Raw genomic sequence first — 18773 nt, 5'->3', positions numbered from 1 at the left:
TATTTTAGAAATTATTTCAGTGTTTGAAGATATTCCTCAATAGCCATTGTCATTGAAGGTGTTTTTGGTGTCGGAGCTTGCACATCAATACGAATATTTGCTTCTTTGAGAGCGGTAATTGTACTTGCTCCGAATGCCCCGAATAATGTATCACCTTGTTTGAAATCAGGAAAGTTCTCAAATAAAGATTTTACTCCCGATGGAGTAAAAAGCACAATCATTTCATATTGTGATAAGTTTAGATGAGTAATATCCTTGGAAACGGTTTTGTAAACAACTGCCTTTCTGTAGCTGATTTTATATTGATCAAGTTTATCTGAAAGCTCATTTTTATGTACATCAGAACAAGGGATCAAAAATTTCTCATCTTTATGTTTTAAAATAAGCTCCATTAAATCGTCAATAGTTTGTTTACCGTGAAATACTTTTCTTTTTCTGTATTGAATGTACCTTTGCAAATAGAATGCTGTTGATTCTGAATTGCAGAAATAGCGCATAGAATCAGGCATTTCATATCTTAACTCCTTTGCCATTCTAAAAAGATGGTCTATTGCATTTCTACTTGTAAGAATAACCGCTCCGTATTCCTGAAAATAAATTTTTTCAAGTCGGAATTCCCTTGCGGATATTCCTTCAATTTTTATGAATTGCTCAAAGTCACAGTTAACATTAAATTTTTTTATGAGATTATAATAGGGAGATTTTTCAATCTCTGCCGGTCTTGGCTGAGAAAATAAAATATTTTTCACTTTCATTATTAGTGTTATTTATTGTCTAATCAACTGTTTAATAACCTCTTGCTGCGAAAATAGCGATACTTGCAACAGGAAGAATTTTCAACGTGCAAAGATAGATAATAAAATAAATATTTGAAAGTTTTTTATCAGAGAAACCGACAATTAAAATTCTAAAAAAACATAAAGTGTAGTTAATCAGTATAATACAAAGGCCAATATTAAAAAAGAACTTAAAGCCCGAATACATAACAACAAACAGAATCGGAATTAAAATTACTCCTGCCGAAAAATTAAATAATGTTGATATTACAAGCATTTGGTGCATAGATCTCTTAATTTTCATGATTGCAGCCAGATATATACAAATAATTAATTTCAGAAAAGGTAAAAGAATTACAACCAATGCAACGCAAGCAAATAGCGAATTGCCGCTTAAGCCCAGGACCGTTATGTTTTTATAATTGAGAAATTCATAATAAAATAATGAGCATGAACACGCATATAAAAGAAACATAAACAGAGCAATTGTTTCGTTTAAAAAGGGTCCGTCGCGTAATAAAATATTCATTCCCGAAGAATTTCCCATTGCTTTCAACGCGTTAAATGTTTTTCTCCTGAAAAAGAAAATTATTATGCTGAAAAGTATTAGCGCAACAAATAATAATATGCTCGGAAATATTTCATGATTTTCTATAAAAAAGAAATCATTTTGAACGGGAGTCAATGTATTGTATTCGATGTCAGTATGTTGCAACACTATTTATACTAATATTAAAAAAGTTATAATTTATTGTGCAAAGAAACAAAATTATTAAAAAATTACCTAAATTTGCAATCGAAATTTATTATCATTTATATGGATTTATTAAATCAGATAAAAGAAAGTGCATCAAAACTTTCGAAACGTATTGTTCTTCCGGAAGGTAATGAGGAACGTACGATTAAAGCCGCAGACGAAATAATAGAGCAAAATTTGGCACGGCCGATTCTAATAGGAAATAGGGATGAAATTATTGGATTGGCAGATAAATTTTCCTTGAAGAATATTTCGAAAGCTACTATTGTTGATCCGAAGAATCATGATAAAAAAGAAATATATACCAATCTGCTTTATGAGATAAGAAAAAGCAAGGGTTTAACTATGGATGAAGCTGCAAAGTTAGTGGAAGATCCATTGTATTTAGGTGTGCTTATGATTAAGAATGGTGATGCTGACGGTGAGGTTGCAGGTGCTTTAAATGCTACGGGCAATGTTTTACGTCCCGCATTTCAAATAGTAAAAACTTTACCCGGCGTTTCGGTAGTTTCGGGTGCATTTATAATGATATTACAAGATAATCCGTATGTTCCGTCAAATCTTTTAGTGTTCGCGGATTGCGCCGTTCATCCGAACCCAACAGCCGCAGAACTGGCTCAAATAGCAGTTTGTACCGCAAAAACAGCAAAAGATATTGTAGGAATTGAGCCGAGGGTTGCAATGTTAAGTTTCTCAACAAAAGGAAGTGCAAAACACGAAATGGTTGATAAAGTTGTGGAAGCTACAAGAATTGCAAAAGAAATGAACCCTGATTTGATAATTGACGGTGAACTTCAGGCAGATGCGGCAATTGTTGAATCTGTAGGAAAAAGCAAAGCTCCCGGAAGTAATGTCGCCGGTAATGCTAATGTTTTGATATTTCCGACTCTTGAAGTTGGGAATATAGCTTATAAACTTGTTCAGAGACTTGCGGGAGCAGAAGCAATAGGTCCTATTTTACAGGGAATGGCAGCTCCTATCAACGACCTATCTAGAGGTTGCTCTGTAAGCGATATCGTTAATCTCGTGGCTATTACGGCAAATCAATCTAAATAAATTTTAATTAATAACACAAATATGAAAATAAAAATTTTAGTTTTAAATTGTGGCAGTTCGTCAATCAAATATCAACTTTTTGATATGCCGAGCGAAGAAGTACTTGCAAAAGGTATTGTAGAAAAAATCGGTTTTGACGACTCTTTTATCAAACACGAAAAGATCGGTGTTGATAAAGAAATAGTTCGTAAAGCAATTCCAAGCCATAAAGTTGGTCTCGACTCAATTTTCGAATTGTTGGTGGATTCTAAAATAGGTTCTCTAAAATCTATTGATGAGATAGGAGCCGTAGGACATAGGGTTGTGCATGCCGGAGAAAAATTTAACGGGAGCGTTGTAATTAATGATGAGGTTATTAAAGCTTTGGAAGATTGTATTCCATTGGCACCGTTACATAATCCGCCGAATTTGGAAGGTATAAAAGCAATGCAGGCCGTTTTACCTGATGTTTTGCAAGTAGGAGTTTTTGATACGGCTTTCCATCAAACAATGCCGGATTACTCATACCTGTATGCTGTGCCTTATGAAATGTATGAAAAACACGGAATTCGCAGATACGGTTTTCATGGAACGAGTCATAAATATATATCTGCTTACGGCGCGGAACTAACAGATGTTGATTATAATAACAGTAAGATTATTACCTGTCATCTTGGTAACGGTAGTTCGGTTGCCGCTATAAAAAACGGTAAATCTATGGATACATCAATGGGTTTGACACCTGTTGAAGGTGTGATGATGGGAACTCGTTGCGGCGATCTTGACATAGGTGCTGTTCTTGCAATTGCGGATTTTGAAGGATTTAGTCTTAAAGACATCAATACTTTTGTTAATAAGAAATGCGGTGTTTTAGGTATTTCGGGATTATCTTCGGATATGAGGGATGTTGAAATTGCTGCCGAAAACGGAAATCAAAGATGTCTGCTTGCTCTCGAAATGTTTGCTTATAGAGTGAAAAAATATATCGGTGCCTATGCAGCGGCAATGGGTGGAGTTGATCTTATCGTATTTGCAGGTGGAATCGGTGAAAACGATATGGTTACCAGAGGCAGAATCATGAAAGATATGGAATTCCTCGGAATCAATTTCGACTTTGAGCTTAATCTTAGAAGTAGGGGCAAAACTCAAATATTATCTAAAGACAATTCTAAAGTTAAAGTTATAGTTATAGAAACAAACGAAGAGTTGGTTATAGCTCGAGATACATTCGAAAAAATTTAATTAAACAATAAATATTTAAACATTATAAGCGGAATATAAGCATTTAACCATGCTGTATTCCGTTTGTGATTTTATCTTTTTAATAAATTCATTATAAACATTTATAAAAATATTTTAAATCATGACAAAAAGTAAATCAGAAGTTTTAATTGAAATGGAAGATAAATATGGTGCACATAATTATCATCCGTTGCCGGTTGTGCTTGCAAAAGGCTCAGGTGCAAAAGTATGGGATGTTGAAGGTAAAGAATATTTCGACTTTCTTTCAGCTTATTCAGCAGTAAATCAAGGGCACTGCCATCCGAAGATTATTAATGCCATGAAAGAACAATGTGATACACTTACATTGACATCAAGAGCATTCTATAACAACTGCTTAGGTCCGTTTGAAAAATTTATTACCGAATATTTCGGTTACGATAAAGTTTTAGCTATGAATACAGGTGCCGAAGCCGATGAGACTGCTCTTAAACTTGCAAGAAAATGGGGTTACAAGAAAAAAGGTATTCCTCAGGATAAAGCTAAAATCATTTGCTGCAATGAAAATTTTCACGGGAGAACAATTACTATTGTTTCTATGTCAACAGATCCTGATGCTTATTCCGATTACGGTCCGTTTACTCCCGGATTTATCAAAATACCTTATAATGATTTAACAGCTCTTGAAAAAGCATTGGAAAAAGATTCTAAAGAAATAGCCGCTTTTATTCTTGAACCTATTCAAGGAGAAGCCGGTGTTTACGTTCCCGATGAAGGTTATTTAAAGAAAGCTTATGACCTTTGTAAAAAACATAATGTTCTTTTTATTGCCGATGAAGTTCAAACAGGTATTGCAAGAACAGGTAAACTTTTAGCTTGTGACCATGAAAATGTTCGTCCTGATGTTCTTATTTTAGGTAAAGCGCTTTCAGGCGGAGCAATGCCGGTATCTGCTGTTTTAGCAGATGATGATATTATGCTTTGTATTAAACCCGGTGAACATGGTTCTACTTTCGGAGGAAATCCGGTTGCATGTAAAGTTGCTACCGCTGCTTTGGAAGTTGTTAAAGATGAAAAACTTGCTGAACGCGCCGAATATCTTGGAAAAATATTTAGAGATGAAATGAGAAATTTCAAATCTGATATGATTGAACTTGTTCGTGGTAAAGGTTTGTTGAATGCAATTATCATTAAACCGAAAAACGGAAAAGAAGCATGGGATGTTTGTGTGAAAATGGCTGAAAACGGCGTTTTGGCGAAACCGACTCACCAACATATTATCCGTTTCGCTCCCCCTTTGGTTATTACTGAAGAGCAACTTAGAGAGGCTATTACAATTATTAAAAAGTCGATTGAATTTTTTAACTAATCTGTCTTGATAAATTAAAAAATAATATTATCTTTGCAACCCGATTCTAATTATGACTTACCGATATGAGTGAAGAAATTATTATACGATTTAACGATCTTGATATTGGAAGTCATAGTTTTGATTTCGAAATAGATAAAGAGTTCTTTGAAAAGTTTGATTATTATGATTTTATCAATTGTAACTTAAAAATTAAAATTGATTTAATTAAGGATGTAGGGATTTTGACTCTAATTATGAATATTAAAGGCTCGGTTGAAGTTGAATGCGACAGATGCTTAGATTCTTTAACAATTCCGATAGATTCAAACGAAACACTTTTCATAAAAGAAGGTGAAAATAATAATGATTCCGATAATGATAATATAATTCATATCTCAAAAGATGATATTGAAATAAATTTGTCTAATCATATTTTTGATATTATTGTTTTAAGTCTTCCGATGAAAAAAATTCATCCTAGTAATGAAAACGGCGAAAGCACTTGTAATGCAACTCAATTGGCTTATTTAACTTCTAATAATGAAGAAAAAATAGACCCGCGTTGGGAAGCATTAAATAAATTGAAAAATTAGTAAAGTATTAATATATAAAGAAATAAAGATATGGCACATCCCAAGAGAAAGGTCTCTTCAGCAAGAAGAGATAAAAGAAGATCTCATCATCATGCAGAAGTACCACAATTAGCAGTATGTAAAACTACCGGCGAAGTACACCAATATCATAGAGCATATATGGTTGACGGTGATTTATACTACAAAGGTAAGATGGTAATTGAAGGCAAGAAATAAAGATGAAAAAGGTCATAAACACTACAAGTGCACCTAAAGCTATCGGTCCTTACAGTCAGGCTGTAGAAGTAAATAACATGTTGTTCGTTTCGGGACAAATACCCGTTAATCCAATTGACGGTTCAATTCCAGGAGATATTGTTGAGCAAACTAAACAGGTTCTGGATAATCTCATTGCAATATTATCCGCAGCAGGTTATACTTTAGACCATGTAGTAAAATGTACTTGCTTGTTAAGCGATATGGAAAATTTCCAAGCATTTAATACCGTTTATGCACAATACTTTACAAAAGAACCGCCTGCGAGAGCAGCTTACGGAGTAGTAAAATTACCGCTGGGTGTTTTAGTTGAAATTGAAGCTATAGCGGTAAAATAATAACTTTCATATTCATATTGTTGAAAAGCGTCCCTAATTTAGAGTAATCTGAATTTTGTGACGCTTTTTCATTTTTATTTTCTACTTTCATGTTCGTCGAATATTAAAATAAAAACTCTACTCTCAATTTCTTTTTATCAAAGAATATGTTATCTTTGCAAGTTATAAAATGTTAAATTTATGTATAAAGTCAGGCTTTTAATACTTTTTACCCTGTTTTTTTCCTTAATAAATATTCTTGTTTCCCAAAATGCAACGGTTAGAGGGTTTGTTTATGAAGAAACAACCGGTGAGCCGGTTATTTTCACAAATGTTTATTTACATAAAACTACACTTGGTGCTGCTACTGACCTCAACGGCTATTTTATTATATCTAATGTTCCGCCGGGAGATTATACTCTTATGATTACTTCTATAGGTTACGATAGTTTAAGAATGGATATAAAACTTAAGGCAGGAGAATTTAAGGATACAAAACTTTATGTAAAAGAAACTATTTATGAATTAGAAGCATTTCAAGTCTCGGCTGAAGTACAAACACGTAGAACTGAAGTAAAAACTGCTGTTGTTAATGTTACTCCAAAACAAATTGAAAAAATTCCAACTATTGGCGGGCAAGCGGATTTAGCTCAATATTTACAAGTTTTACCCGGAGTTATTTTCACTGGCGACCAAGGTGGACAATTATATATTCGCGGCGGTTCTCCGGTTCAAAATAAAGTGTTAATGGACGGGATGGTTATTTATAACCCCTTTCATTCTATAGGTTTATTTTCTGTTTTCGATACGGATATTATTAGAAACATTGATGTTTATTCCGGCGGTTTCGGTGCCGAGTATGGAGGTAGAATATCTTCGGTTATGGATATTAGAACTCGTGATGGAAATAAAAGACGCCATAGCGGTAGTGTTGAAGCAAGTACGTTCGGAGCAAAAGTTATGTTGGAAGGTCCTATTGTTAAAGCTAAGGATAATAGTCCTGTTTCACTTACCTATATCTTGTCGGCAAAAACTTCTTATTTAAATTATACTGATGAAGTTTTTTATAAGTATGCTTGCGCTGATGATTCAGGTTTGCCTTTCTCATTTTTGGATTTATATGGAAAATTATCTTTAGGATTAGATAACGGAAGTAAAATCAATTTTTTTGGTTTTAGATACGATGATAAAGTTGATAATTACAGAGGTGTAGCTAGTTATGATTGGGATTCTTATGGAGCCGGAATGAATTTTGTTATTATTCCCGGAAAAACTACGGCTCTACTTGAAGGTGGTATATCTTATTCGGAATATAGCAGCAGTATGAATACTTTAGATAGTTTGCCGCGCTATAGTAAAATAGGAGGTTTTAATATTAACCTTTCAATGACGTATTTTTATGGTAAACATCAATTAAAATACGGATTGGATGTGACAGGCCAAGATACGCATTACGAATTCAGACGATCTAATAATGTGACAACATCGACTGAGGATTTCTCAACCGAGATAGGCGGTTTTATAACCGGTCGTTTTTCTCCCGGTAATTGGGTCATTGAACCCGGATTTAGATTTTATTATTATGCTTCTTACGGTGAATTTAGTCCGGAACCCCGTCTGGCTGTGAAATATAATATCAATAGTAAATGGAGAATCAAAGCATCGGCAGGATTATACTCCCAGAATCTTATGAGTGCTTCTTCTGATAGAGATGTCGTAAATTTGTTTTACGGATTTTTATCTACGCCGACTGATATCCCAAGCAAATTTAACGGCAAAGAGGTTACCAGCGATTTGCAAAAGGCCCAACATGTTGTTTTAGGTGTGGAATATGACCCGATAAATCATCTTACAATAAATATAGAAGGTTATTTTAAAAATTTCTCGCAACTTACTAATATCAATAGGGATAAAGTATATAATAATACTCCTGAATTTGCCGATAAACCCGAACGTCTGAGACAAAATTATATAATTGAATCGGGTACTGCTAAGGGATTTGATATATCTGCTAAATATGAATACAAGAGAATTTATCTTTGGGCAGTATATTCTTTGGGTTTTGTTGATAGATATGATGAACAGCAAACTTATCCAACGCACTATGACAGAAGACATAATGTAAATATTCTTGCAACATATTCGGCCGGAAAAAAATATGATTGGGATTTTAGTATCAGATGGAATTACGGCAGCGGATTCCCGTTTACCCTTTCGGCAGGATATTATGAAATGCTTATGATTGATGATATTTATTACAACTATCTGACCGGCAATGGCGAAATAGGAATTATTTATGATGAGAAAATAAATGCGGGCAAATTACCTCAATACCATAGATTAGATATTGATGCCAAAAAAACCTTTTTCTTGGGTAAAAATGTGAAATTAGCTGTTTCAATAAGCGTTACAAATGTTTATAATAGAGCTAATGTTTTTTATGTTGACAGGCTTACAGGTGAACGTGTAGATCAATTACCGATATTACCGAGTTTAGGATTGAATCTCACATTCTAATTATGAATAATGAAGGTATAGTTATTAAATCTACCGGAAGTTGGTATCTGGTCGAAACTCCTTCGGGAAACATAGTTAACTGTAAAATTAAGGGAAAGTTTAAAACCTCAGGAATAAAAACTACCAATCCGGTTGCAGTAGGAGATAAGGTGCAATTTGATTTTGTTGATAATGATAATGTTGGTATTATTACAAAAATATTTCCGAGAAATAATTATATCATAAGAAAATCTACAAACCTTTCTAAATCAGAACAAATTATTGCTGCAAATATAGATTATTGTATAATTATAGCAACAATTAAGCAACCGCGGACATCAACAGGATTTATAGACAGAATTCTTACAACTGCCGAAGCTTATCATATACCATCGGTTATTGTTTTTAATAAACTTGATTTGTATGATGATAATGATTTGGAACGCCTTGCAGAGTTGATGTATATTTATGAAAATGCCGGTTATAAGGTTATTGTTACTTCCGCCGTTAAAAATATAGGTTTAGAAGAATTTAGAAATTTATTGAAAGATAAAGTGAGTTTGATTACCGGGCACTCTGGTGTAGGAAAATCGGCACTTATTAATACTATCATACCCGAATCGGATATTAAAATCGGAGATATTTCTCAATACCATGAAAAAGGAAAACATACTACAACTTTTGCAACTATGTATAAACTGCCGATAGGCGGTTATATTATAGATACTCCGGGTATTAAGGAATTCGGGCTTGCCGATATGGATAAAATTGAAATTGCCGAAAGATTTCCTGAAATACGAAAATTTCAACACGAATGCAGGTTTAATAATTGTACTCATACCAATGAACCGGGATGTGCGGTTAAAGAAGCAGTCGAAGAAGGTTTGATACCGGAGGAAAGATACAATAGTTATTTGAGTATTATATCAGATGATTACCTTAATAAGAATAATTACGATTAAATATGAAAGTTGTAATACAAAGGGTTAGTGAGGCGAATGTGACAATTGAAGGAAAAATATTCGGCGCAATAAAAACCGGATTGATGATTCTTGTCGGATTTGAAAATGAGGATAATAGAGAAGATTTAGAATGGATGGCAGGAAAGATAACTCGCCTAAGAATCTTTCCCGATGAAAATAATGTAATGAATTTATCAGTCGGAGATATTGACGGAGAAATTTTATTGATTAGTCAATTTACACTTCATGCATCTACAAAGAAAGGAAATCGCCCGTCATATATCTATGCAGCAAATCCGGAAATAGCAATACCGCTTTACGATGAATTTACCAAACTTCTGGAAAGTCAACTTTCTAAGCCCGTACAAACAGGGATATTCGGTGCGGATATGAAAGTTTTCCTAATCAATGATGGCCCTGTTACTATTATTATTGATTCGAAAAATAAAACATAAAAAATATATATAATAATTTAGAATAGTGATTATGAATTTCTTAGAAAGAGCCTTAGATAAAAGTAATGCATTTTGGAAATATATTGTAGTTGCAATTGGTTTCTTTATTGTAAGTGTTGTAGGTATGATGCCTATACTTTTAATTTTGAATAAGAGGTATTCATTTACTCCCGAGATTATTCAGGAATTTATGGTAAGTCTTGATTTCTCAATACTTGGTGTTTCTCAGAATATGGGTTTGTTGATAATGCTTATTCCCTTTGTATTTGCTCTTTTTGGCAGTATTTTATTTATAAAATTATTGCATTCCCGTTCTTTTGCCGAAACAGTAAACGGAACAAAAAAAGTTAGATGGAATCGCGCTTTCTTTGCTTTCGGAATCTGGTTTTTATTATTTTTAATCGATTATGGAATTTCTTATGCAATTAATCCGGATAATTTTGTATTTCATTTCGATATAAAAACTTTTATTCCTTTATTTATCATTTCCGCTATTTTTATTCCTATACAAGCTACTTGTGAAGAGTTTTTGTTCAGGGGGTATCTTACTCAAGGCGTTGCTGCATGGACTAAAAACAGGTGGTTGGCAGTAATTATCCCGGGTGTAATCTTCGGCTTAATGCATTTAGGAAATAATGAAGTTACAGAGTATGGATTTTGGATAATGATGCCAAATTATGTTATTTTCGGACTTATGTTAGGACTAATTTCTGTTTTAGATGATGGTATTGAATTGGCAATTGGTATTCACACAGCTAATAATTTCTTTGCATCTACAATAGTTACATTTGATGAATCAACATTAGCTTCTCCGGCTCTTTTTAATATGCAAAGTATTAACATTCCATTAAGTTACCTTGAAGAGATTATTATTTGGATAATAATAATATTCATTTTTTATAAAAAATATAATTGGAACTTATCAATTATGAATAAACGAATTAAGGCTAATGAAGAATAGATATGTGGAAGTTTAATTGTAAAAGTTTTGACTTTTATTCGATTTTATAGATTTTATCTTCGAGAATATCTTTTTCTCTCTTCTCCTTTTTCCTTTCATTTCCGTACAATTTGTCCGAAACCGGACAGTTTATAAATAAGTTTATTGCTGTCAATGAGCGGTTTATGCTTTCGGCATAAAGTTTGTTTTCCCTTTGTCAAATTTTTTTAATATGGATAGAATTATTTCTAAAAAAGAAAAACAAAGAGAAAATACCAAGAAAATACTGAAATATTCTTCTATAATTATTGCCGTTGTAGTTGCTTTCATCATATTAATGAAACTGATGCAAGGCTCTGTTTCAATGAAAAATATTATTGTAAAGGAAGTTGATAAGGGAAATATTGAAATTACTGTTAATGCTACAGGAAAGGTTATTCCGCTTATCGAAGAGATTATTGTATCGCCGATAAATTCGAGAATTTTAGAGGTTTATAAAAATCCCGGCGATTTGCTTAGTGTTGGCGAACCTATATTACTTTTGGAACTGTCTTCGGTTGAAACGGACTTTAATCAGAAGTTGGATGAAAGAGAAATAAAAAGAAGTAAACTTGCGCAATATAAACTTAATTCCGATAACCTGTTGTCGGAATTGAAAATGCAACAAAATGTAAAGGAAATGCAATTGCGCCAATTATATACGGAGTTGCAAAATGAAAAGTATTTGGACAGCATCGGTGCCAGTACTATGGATAAAGTGAGACAAGCATCTTTAAGTTATGAAGTTGCTAAGTTGGAATTCGAACAATTAAAACAACAAATTGAAAATCAGAAAGCAAATACTGAAGCCGAATTAAGGGTACAACAACTCGAGCTCAGTATTTTCGAAAAATCTCTTACTGAAAGCGAAAGATTGTTGAAAGATTCTCGAATCTTATCTCCGCAAAATGCCACGCTGACTTTTGTCAATAATAATATCGGATCGCAAGTGAATGTCGGTGAGCAGGTCGCTATCGTTTCGGATCTTAGTCGCTTTAAAATTGATGCGGAAATTCCGGGAAGCTATGCCGATAAAATAAGTGTAGGATCGAAAGTATTTGTAAAAACCGGATTGCTCTTGCTCGAAGGAACTGCCGTTAATATAACTCCTTCGGTTAAAAACGGAACAATATCTTTTGCAGTTATTTTAAATGATGCCGGAAACCCCAAGCTACGAAGCGGATTAAAAACCGATGTCTATGTTAACTACGGCATTAAGGAAGATGTATTAAGGATTCCTAACGGTTCGTATTATGTAGGGAAGGGAGTTTATGATATGTGGATTATAAATGGAAATGTTGCCGAAAAACGAAAAGTTAATCTCGGAGAGTGTAGTTTCGAGTATGTCGAAGTTATCAACGGCCTAAGTGAAGGCGAACATATTATAATATCGGATATGAATAATTATAAAAACAAACAAACGGTGAAAGTTAAAAATTAAGAATGATAAAATGGATAAAACTGATAAAATATAAATAACCTTATTTTTTAACAACAAAACAACCTAAGTAGTAACAAATAAATAAAATATTATGTCTATTATCAAATTAGAAAGTATTTCAAAGATCTACCGGACAAAAGAAGTAGAAACATTAGCATTAGAGAATGTTAATCTTGAAGTTGATGCGGGCGAGTTTATCTCAATTATGGGTCCTTCAGGATGCGGGAAAAGTACTTTGTTGAACATCACCGGATTGCTCGATGAACCGACATCCGGAAAGGTTTGCATCAATGATACCATTACCGATAATATGAAGGATGCCGAATTGGCGGAGTTTCGTAATAAAACATTGGGATTCGTATTTCAAAGTTTTCATCTCGTTAATTCCTTAAATATTCTTGATAATGTTGAGCTTCCCTTACTTTATCGTAAACATGTAAGAAATCGTACCGAAAAAGCCAAAGAAGTTCTGGCACGTGTAGGATTATCACATCGGATGCATCATTTTCCGTCTCAACTTTCCGGCGGGCAAAGTCAGAGAGTTGCTATCGCCAGAGCATTAATCGGCAATCCGAAAATAATCCTTGCCGATGAACCTACGGGAAACTTGGATAGTAAAATGGGTTCGGAAATTATCGAACTGCTCCACGAACTAAATAGAGAAGGCGCAACAATCGTCATGGTTACCCATGATGAACATATCGCCAAAACCACGAAGAGAATAATAAGGTTTTTTGATGGAAGACGGATTGAATAATTGAGAATAAAAAATTAAAAATGGAAAAACCGATAAAGCCGATAAAATAACTCTTAACTATGTTCAAAGTATATTTCAAACAAGCCTTTCAGCTTTTGCGACAAAACAAACTCATCAGTATTATTTCTATTGTTGGAACCGCATTGGCAATAATGATGATTATGGTTATTATCTTGACGGAACAAGTTAAAATTGTGAATATTGTACCGGAACCGAACAGAGATAAATCGCTTTATTTGACACTGATGAGTAAACATGATAAAGAAACTTTATGGACTTACGGTTCGCCGGTAGAATATAATATTTATAAAGATTACATATCTCAAATGGAAACTCCGGAATTAATTACCGCGATGTATTATGACAGGTTTGTGATAAAAAGTGATAAATCGAAAGAATACATAAGTGCTGTTACGCGTTTGGTTGACGCAAATTATTGGAAGGTAGTTTCTTTGGATTTTATTGAAGGGACTTTTTTTAATGAGGCAGAGTTTGATGCAGGAATGCAGTATGTTGTGATTTCTGAAAATGTTGTAAATAAATTGTTTGACGGTAAGAATGCTATTGGCGAAACCCTGGAGATAGAGGCAACGCCACATAAAATAATTGGCGTGGTAAAAAATGTAATTCCAACTTTTACAACTGCCTATGCTGATATCTGGATACCCTATATCTCAAACGATTTTTATGAAGAAGAAGATTATGATATTTTATTTCTTACAAAACATAAGAAAGACTTTCCATTAATAATAGAAGAGTTAGATAATATTGTAAGAAAATATAATCTGGAAAATGATGAATGGGAAATTGATTTTGAAGGACCGCATAATCACAGAGATAATGTTTATGCTGCCGGTGAATGGGATATAAATAAAACTGTCAATAAAGCAAATCGAAGAACAATTATTATGTTTATAATTTTATTGTTGGTACCGGCAATAAATCTTTCTAATTTCAATATATCACAAATCCGAAAAAGATATGAGGAAATAGGAATCAGAAGAGCTTTCGGCGCAACTAAAAACAAAATTTTGTTGCAAGTTTTGACTGAGAATTTTTTATGTTCCTTAATAGGTGGAGTTATCGGATTGATACTTTCGTATTTCATGGTAATATTACTGAAAGATTGGCTAATGGGTTTAGAGTATTGGCAATTAGAAGGTATGACCGGCATGGAAACAATTCCTATACAAAGCCTGATTTCTATACCCGTTTTTATAGCCGTATTTGTAATATGTATTATTTTCAACTTGTTGTCGGCTTTCGTTCCGGCATATAAGGCTTCTAAAATAGTGATTGTTGAGTCGATAAACCAAAATGAAGATTAATTATGTTTAAACAAATATTGAAAATAATTTGGAAAGAGCGTAAACCTAATGCTTGGCTTTTTTTTGAATTAATGATTGGATTTACTGTACTTTGGTTTTGTGCCGATTATCTATATTTTATCGCAAAAAGAATCAATGAACCATTGGGTAAAGATATTAGTAATGTTTACCAAGTGCGAGTAAAAGTAAAACCGGAAGCCTTTTTGGATTATGACAAAGAAAAAGCTGAGCTAATGTTGGAAGATTTATGGACTATTTACGACAGAATTAAATCTTATTCTGGTGTTGAAGCGATAAGCATTTCAAGAAAAGGTTACGAAGATATACATTATATGGTTGATTCTGTTAGCGTACATAGGGGAGAGATAACGCAAATGATTGTTACTTCGGAATATTTTGATGTATTTAAGTTGAATTTAATTAATGGTAGATTTTTTAACGAGGAAGACGCCTTTGATAGTAGAAATGTTATCATTAGCGGAAACTATAAAGATGAGTTTGGTAAGAAAACAGCTGAAAAAGTTGAAAAAATATTAGGGAAGAAACCCGGTATATCCCAAGATATTTCTAATGAGTATAATGTGGTTGGCGTAGTTGAAAAAAACAAGGATAAGAGTTACAATTACTATTCAAGTTATGTTTATCATCCTTTGTCTAAAAATGATAAAGCTCTTATTGAAACATCAATTATATATATAAGAGTTAGTTCTAACGCAGGTAATGATTTCCCGGATAAATTTGTAAATGATATGTATGATCAAATATCTATTGAGCCGTTTTATCTTTCCGGTATTACGGATGTGGAAACAATTCAAGATGATAATATTAAAACAGCTAAACAGGTAAATGAGCGAAATTCTATGCTTGTGATATCTTTATTCCTGATTTTCAATGTGTTTTTAGGTGTTTTAGGAACATTTTGGTTGAAAATAGACATTAATAGAAAAAATATTGGTTTACGTCGTGCAGTGGGAGCATCTAAGTTTTCAATACAATCAATGTTTTTTCAAGAAGCAATGGTATTGCTTCTTATTGCGTCATGCCTTGGGTTTATTTTGTGTTTTAACATAACTCTAATGGACATACTATATGATTTAGGCATTCCGCAAGCTAGAAATATCAGATATAAATATTACGAGCCCATGCCGCCAATTCAGTATTGGATTAATAGCGGATTAACCTTGTTATTCTTATTTATAATTGTCTGCATTTCCGTTTCGTATCCTGCTAAGAAAGCATCGGATATTCCACCGGCTGGGATAATTAAAAATTAAAAAATATGAAAACTAAAAAATCAAAATATGTAAATTCTGTAAACTTTGTTATTGTGTCTATCTATTATCATGTCATTGCACTACTTACAATAAAGATTCATAAACATACTTGTCGCTTATCACTAATTTCATTCTTAACTCTTAACTATGTATAAAGTATATTTCAAACAAGCTTTTCAAATGCTTAAACAAAATAAGTTCATCAGCATAATCACAATTGTGGGAACTGCTCTTGCTATAATGATGGTTATGGTAATAATTGTAGTTGACCAGATCAAAAGTAATAATTTAGCCCCGGAGGTTAACAGAGATAAAAGTTGGTATGTCAAATATCAATACATGAAACAGAAAGACGGTACCAATACGATGAGTGGTTGGTTAAGCTATGATATTTGTAAAAATTATCTTTCGGAAGTTAAATCTTATGATATTTCAACCATGTTTGTCCCTGCAGAACCGGATGAAGTGTTTATTATCAAAGCAAAAGATAATGACAAAAGATTTTATGAGCCGATTTTATGCTGTGATGCAAATTTTTGGAAAGTAATGTCATATACTTTTCTCGAAGGCAGACCATTTACTCAAGTTGAATTTGATGACGGAATTAAGAAAGTTATTCTTACAGATAAACTTGCTAAAAAGTTATTTGGTAAGGAATCAGCGTTACATAAAACGGTTTATATTTTTAAACAACCCTATGAGGTAATTGGTGTTGTGAAAGATGTTTCCCGTGCTTTTGAATTTACATCGGCTGAAATATTGATGCCTTATACCGCATCACCTTCTTATGAAGATTGGCCCTATCATATAATTTATTTGGTTGAGGACAGGAAAATGGCTTCCGAACTTGAAAAAGAGGTTAGAAATGCCGAACAAAAATATAATGCAACTGATAGCGAATGGAATTTGACATTTAAAGGACCTTATAATCATCGTACTCAAATGTTGGCACAATTCAGTAATATAGACCCCGATCCTTTTCTGGATTTTATTAGAAGGATTCTGATTATTGCTATTTTGCTGATTATTCCTGCAATAAATCTTTCGAGTTTTAGTATCTCAAGAGTGAAAAGACGAACGGAAGAAATCGGCATTCGCAAAGCTTTCGGTGCTAAGAATAGAGTAATACTGAATCAGATTTTGTATGAAAATCTTCTTACATCGCTATTAGGTGGAATTATCGGACTTATATTGTCGTATTTTGTTGTTATATGGCTCAAAGATTGGCTGTTGAATGCCGGTGCAGGAGATACATTACCATTAACGGCATTTGTTATGCCTTCAATCTTTCTCTATGTTTTTATTGTGTGTGTACTGCTGAATCTCATTTCAACCATTGTCCCAGCTTATAAAGCTGCTAAAATGAATATAGTCTCATCATTAAACCACAATGAATAAAATTATGAATCCAACATGGCGGATTTGTCATCCAAGTGAATGTAATTACTATCATGTTGGCTCCATAAGACCTAAATTTAATAAAAAATAAATAATTACTTATGATATCACAACTTTTTAAAATAATTTGGAAGGAAAAGAAAGTAAATCTCTGGATACTTTTAGAATTGATATTGGCATTTACTATTCTGTGGTTCTGCTGCGATACACTGATTTTTTCTATGAAAAGATTGATGGAACCTAAAGGATTTAATATCGAACATACTTATATGATTGATGTTTGGAATGAGGATGAAGATGCCGACTTTGAAATATTTGATGACGAAGAATATAGGGAGAAAGCTTATGAGTCGCTATGGACTATCTTGGATAGAATTAAAAATCATCCGTCTGTTGAATACGCAAGTATATCGTTAGTTGCTGCACCGTATTGTCAATCATCTTGGGGAACTTGTTATTTTGTAGATTCTATTCGTGCATGCGGACAATACAAGTTTGTGACGCCTGAGTTTTTCGATGTGTTCCAAATAAAATTATTGAAAGGAAGAGTTTTTGATTATGAATTAAATGATGATAAAAGTGTTATCATTAGCGCAGGAACGGATAATCTCTTTGCCGATGTTAATCCGCTACAGATTGATACCATTGAAAGCTACAAAAGAGATATAAAACATAAGGTTATTGGGGTTGCCGAAAGAGCAAAAAGAATGGAATTGGAAGATTATCAGCTGATTGTTTATCATTGTTTGAGAAAAGACCATTTTGTCTTATCAAGTTCATATTATAATAGAGAATTTTGTATAAGGGTAAAACCGGAAGCCGACAATAACTTTATTAATAAGTTTTTTGAGGAAATGGAGAGCCAGCTTGATGTCGAACCGTATTTTATGGCATCAATAACTCCAATGTCCGACAAACGCAAGGGATATTTTGAGTTTGGAGAATATGATGATGAATTTAAAAGTATTTTCGCTTTTTCGGCATTCTTAATTGTTAATATTGTTTTATGCATAATGGGTACATTTTGGCTTAGAATACAATCGCGCCGTGCCGATATTGGTTTACGTATGGCTTTAGGCGCTTCCAAAAGATCAGTTCAAACATTATTCATAGCGGAAACTATTTTGTTGATCTTCTTAGCAAGTATAATAGGATTTTTATTATGTATAAACATCAATGAAATATTATCAGGAATCTTAGAAGAGCTTGGTTTTCCGATAGTAGGTATTACCGGCTTCGGAGTATATCTCACAAATTATATTGTAACATTTGCAATTATGGCATTAGTTGCTATTCTCTCGGTTTGGTATCCCGCTAAGCGAGCTTCGGAAATTAACCCCGTAGAAGCGCTCCGGGATAATTAATAGTTAAAAATTAA

General features: G+C 33.2%; 18 protein-coding genes. 16 read left to right on the top strand and 2 right to left on the bottom strand.

All coding sequences use genetic code 11. From position 1 onward, the window contains the following. Window positions 1–11: 11 nt before the first annotated feature. Together LBP67_07340 and LBP67_07335 are read right to left on the bottom strand one after the other, a co-directional pair. Window positions 12–755: a uroporphyrinogen-III synthase gene (locus LBP67_07340; protein ID MDR2084791.1), complete on the bottom strand. Its 744-nt coding sequence runs from the start codon at window positions 753–755 to the stop codon at window positions 12–14. Window positions 756–786: 31 nt separating this feature from the next. Next, a complete protein-coding gene (locus LBP67_07335) occupies window positions 787–1494 on the bottom strand; it encodes a DUF4271 domain-containing protein (protein MDR2084790.1) in 708 nt (235 codons plus the stop codon). Between the two features lie 99 nt (window positions 1495–1593). Between LBP67_07335 and pta the strand changes: the two genes are divergently transcribed. From pta to LBP67_07255, 16 genes are all read left to right on the top strand, one after another. Continuing rightward, entirely contained in the window at window positions 1594–2589 is a 996-nt protein-coding gene (gene pta / locus LBP67_07330; protein ID MDR2084789.1) for a phosphate acetyltransferase, read from the top strand. 21 nt (window positions 2590–2610) lie between these two features. After that, window positions 2611–3810: an acetate kinase gene (locus tag LBP67_07325; GenBank protein ID MDR2084788.1), complete on the top strand. Its 1200-nt coding sequence runs from the start codon at window positions 2611–2613 to the stop codon at window positions 3808–3810. Between the two features lie 121 nt (window positions 3811–3931). Continuing rightward, window positions 3932–5158 (top strand): ornithine--oxo-acid transaminase, encoded by a 1227-nt coding sequence (gene rocD, locus LBP67_07320; protein ID MDR2084787.1) that lies wholly within the window; start codon window positions 3932–3934, stop codon window positions 5156–5158. A 65-nt stretch (window positions 5159–5223) separates the two neighbouring features. Continuing rightward, window positions 5224–5733, top strand: coding sequence for a DUF177 domain-containing protein (locus LBP67_07315; GenBank protein MDR2084786.1), 510 nt, complete (start codon window positions 5224–5226; stop codon window positions 5731–5733). Window positions 5734–5763: 30 nt separating this feature from the next. Further along, window positions 5764–5949 carry a 50S ribosomal protein L32 gene (gene rpmF, locus LBP67_07310; protein MDR2084785.1) on the top strand — a complete coding sequence of 62 codons (186 nt, stop codon included), beginning with the start codon at window positions 5764–5766 and terminating at the stop codon, window positions 5947–5949. Between the two features lie 2 nt (window positions 5950–5951). After that, the gene (locus tag LBP67_07305) at window positions 5952–6326 is read left to right on the top strand and encodes a RidA family protein (protein ID MDR2084784.1); all 375 of its coding nucleotides are present in this window, start codon (window positions 5952–5954) and stop codon (window positions 6324–6326) included. Window positions 6327–6506: 180 nt separating this feature from the next. Then, window positions 6507–8822 carry a TonB-dependent receptor gene (locus LBP67_07300; GenBank protein ID MDR2084783.1) on the top strand — a complete coding sequence of 772 codons (2316 nt, stop codon included), beginning with the start codon at window positions 6507–6509 and terminating at the stop codon, window positions 8820–8822. A 2-nt stretch (window positions 8823–8824) separates the two neighbouring features. Continuing rightward, the gene (gene rsgA / locus LBP67_07295; GenBank protein ID MDR2084782.1) at window positions 8825–9763 is read left to right on the top strand and encodes a ribosome small subunit-dependent GTPase A; all 939 of its coding nucleotides are present in this window, start codon (window positions 8825–8827) and stop codon (window positions 9761–9763) included. Between the two features lie 2 nt (window positions 9764–9765). Further along, entirely contained in the window at window positions 9766–10218 is a 453-nt protein-coding gene (dtd, locus tag LBP67_07290) for a D-tyrosyl-tRNA(Tyr) deacylase (GenBank protein ID MDR2084781.1), read from the top strand. A 31-nt stretch (window positions 10219–10249) separates the two neighbouring features. After that, the gene (locus tag LBP67_07285) at window positions 10250–11179 is read left to right on the top strand and encodes a CPBP family intramembrane metalloprotease (protein ID MDR2084780.1); all 930 of its coding nucleotides are present in this window, start codon (window positions 10250–10252) and stop codon (window positions 11177–11179) included. Between the two features lie 211 nt (window positions 11180–11390). Then, complete coding sequence (locus tag LBP67_07280) at window positions 11391–12638, top strand: HlyD family efflux transporter periplasmic adaptor subunit (protein MDR2084779.1); 1248 nt, start codon at window positions 11391–11393, stop codon at window positions 12636–12638. A 97-nt stretch (window positions 12639–12735) separates the two neighbouring features. Then, complete coding sequence (locus tag LBP67_07275; protein MDR2084778.1) at window positions 12736–13395, top strand: ABC transporter ATP-binding protein; 660 nt, start codon at window positions 12736–12738, stop codon at window positions 13393–13395. A gap of 59 nt (window positions 13396–13454) precedes the next feature. Then, window positions 13455–14723, top strand: coding sequence for an ABC transporter permease (locus LBP67_07270; GenBank protein MDR2084777.1), 1269 nt, complete (start codon window positions 13455–13457; stop codon window positions 14721–14723). Between the two features lie 2 nt (window positions 14724–14725). Further along, window positions 14726–15997: an ABC transporter permease gene (locus tag LBP67_07265; protein ID MDR2084776.1), complete on the top strand. Its 1272-nt coding sequence runs from the start codon at window positions 14726–14728 to the stop codon at window positions 15995–15997. A 147-nt stretch (window positions 15998–16144) separates the two neighbouring features. Further along, the gene (locus LBP67_07260) at window positions 16145–17395 is read left to right on the top strand and encodes an ABC transporter permease (GenBank protein ID MDR2084775.1); all 1251 of its coding nucleotides are present in this window, start codon (window positions 16145–16147) and stop codon (window positions 17393–17395) included. A gap of 101 nt (window positions 17396–17496) precedes the next feature. Continuing rightward, window positions 17497–18759 (top strand): FtsX-like permease family protein, encoded by a 1263-nt coding sequence (locus LBP67_07255; protein MDR2084774.1) that lies wholly within the window; start codon window positions 17497–17499, stop codon window positions 18757–18759. The last annotated feature ends 14 nt before the right edge of the window (window positions 18760–18773 follow it).

It is taken from the genome of Bacteroidales bacterium, assembly GCA_031276035.1.
In the GTDB taxonomy this organism is placed as follows: domain Bacteria; phylum Bacteroidota; class Bacteroidia; order Bacteroidales; family BM520; genus RGIG7150.
The sequence above is the reverse complement of the archived record's forward strand: the minus strand, read 5'-3'. Positions and strand labels throughout refer to the sequence as shown.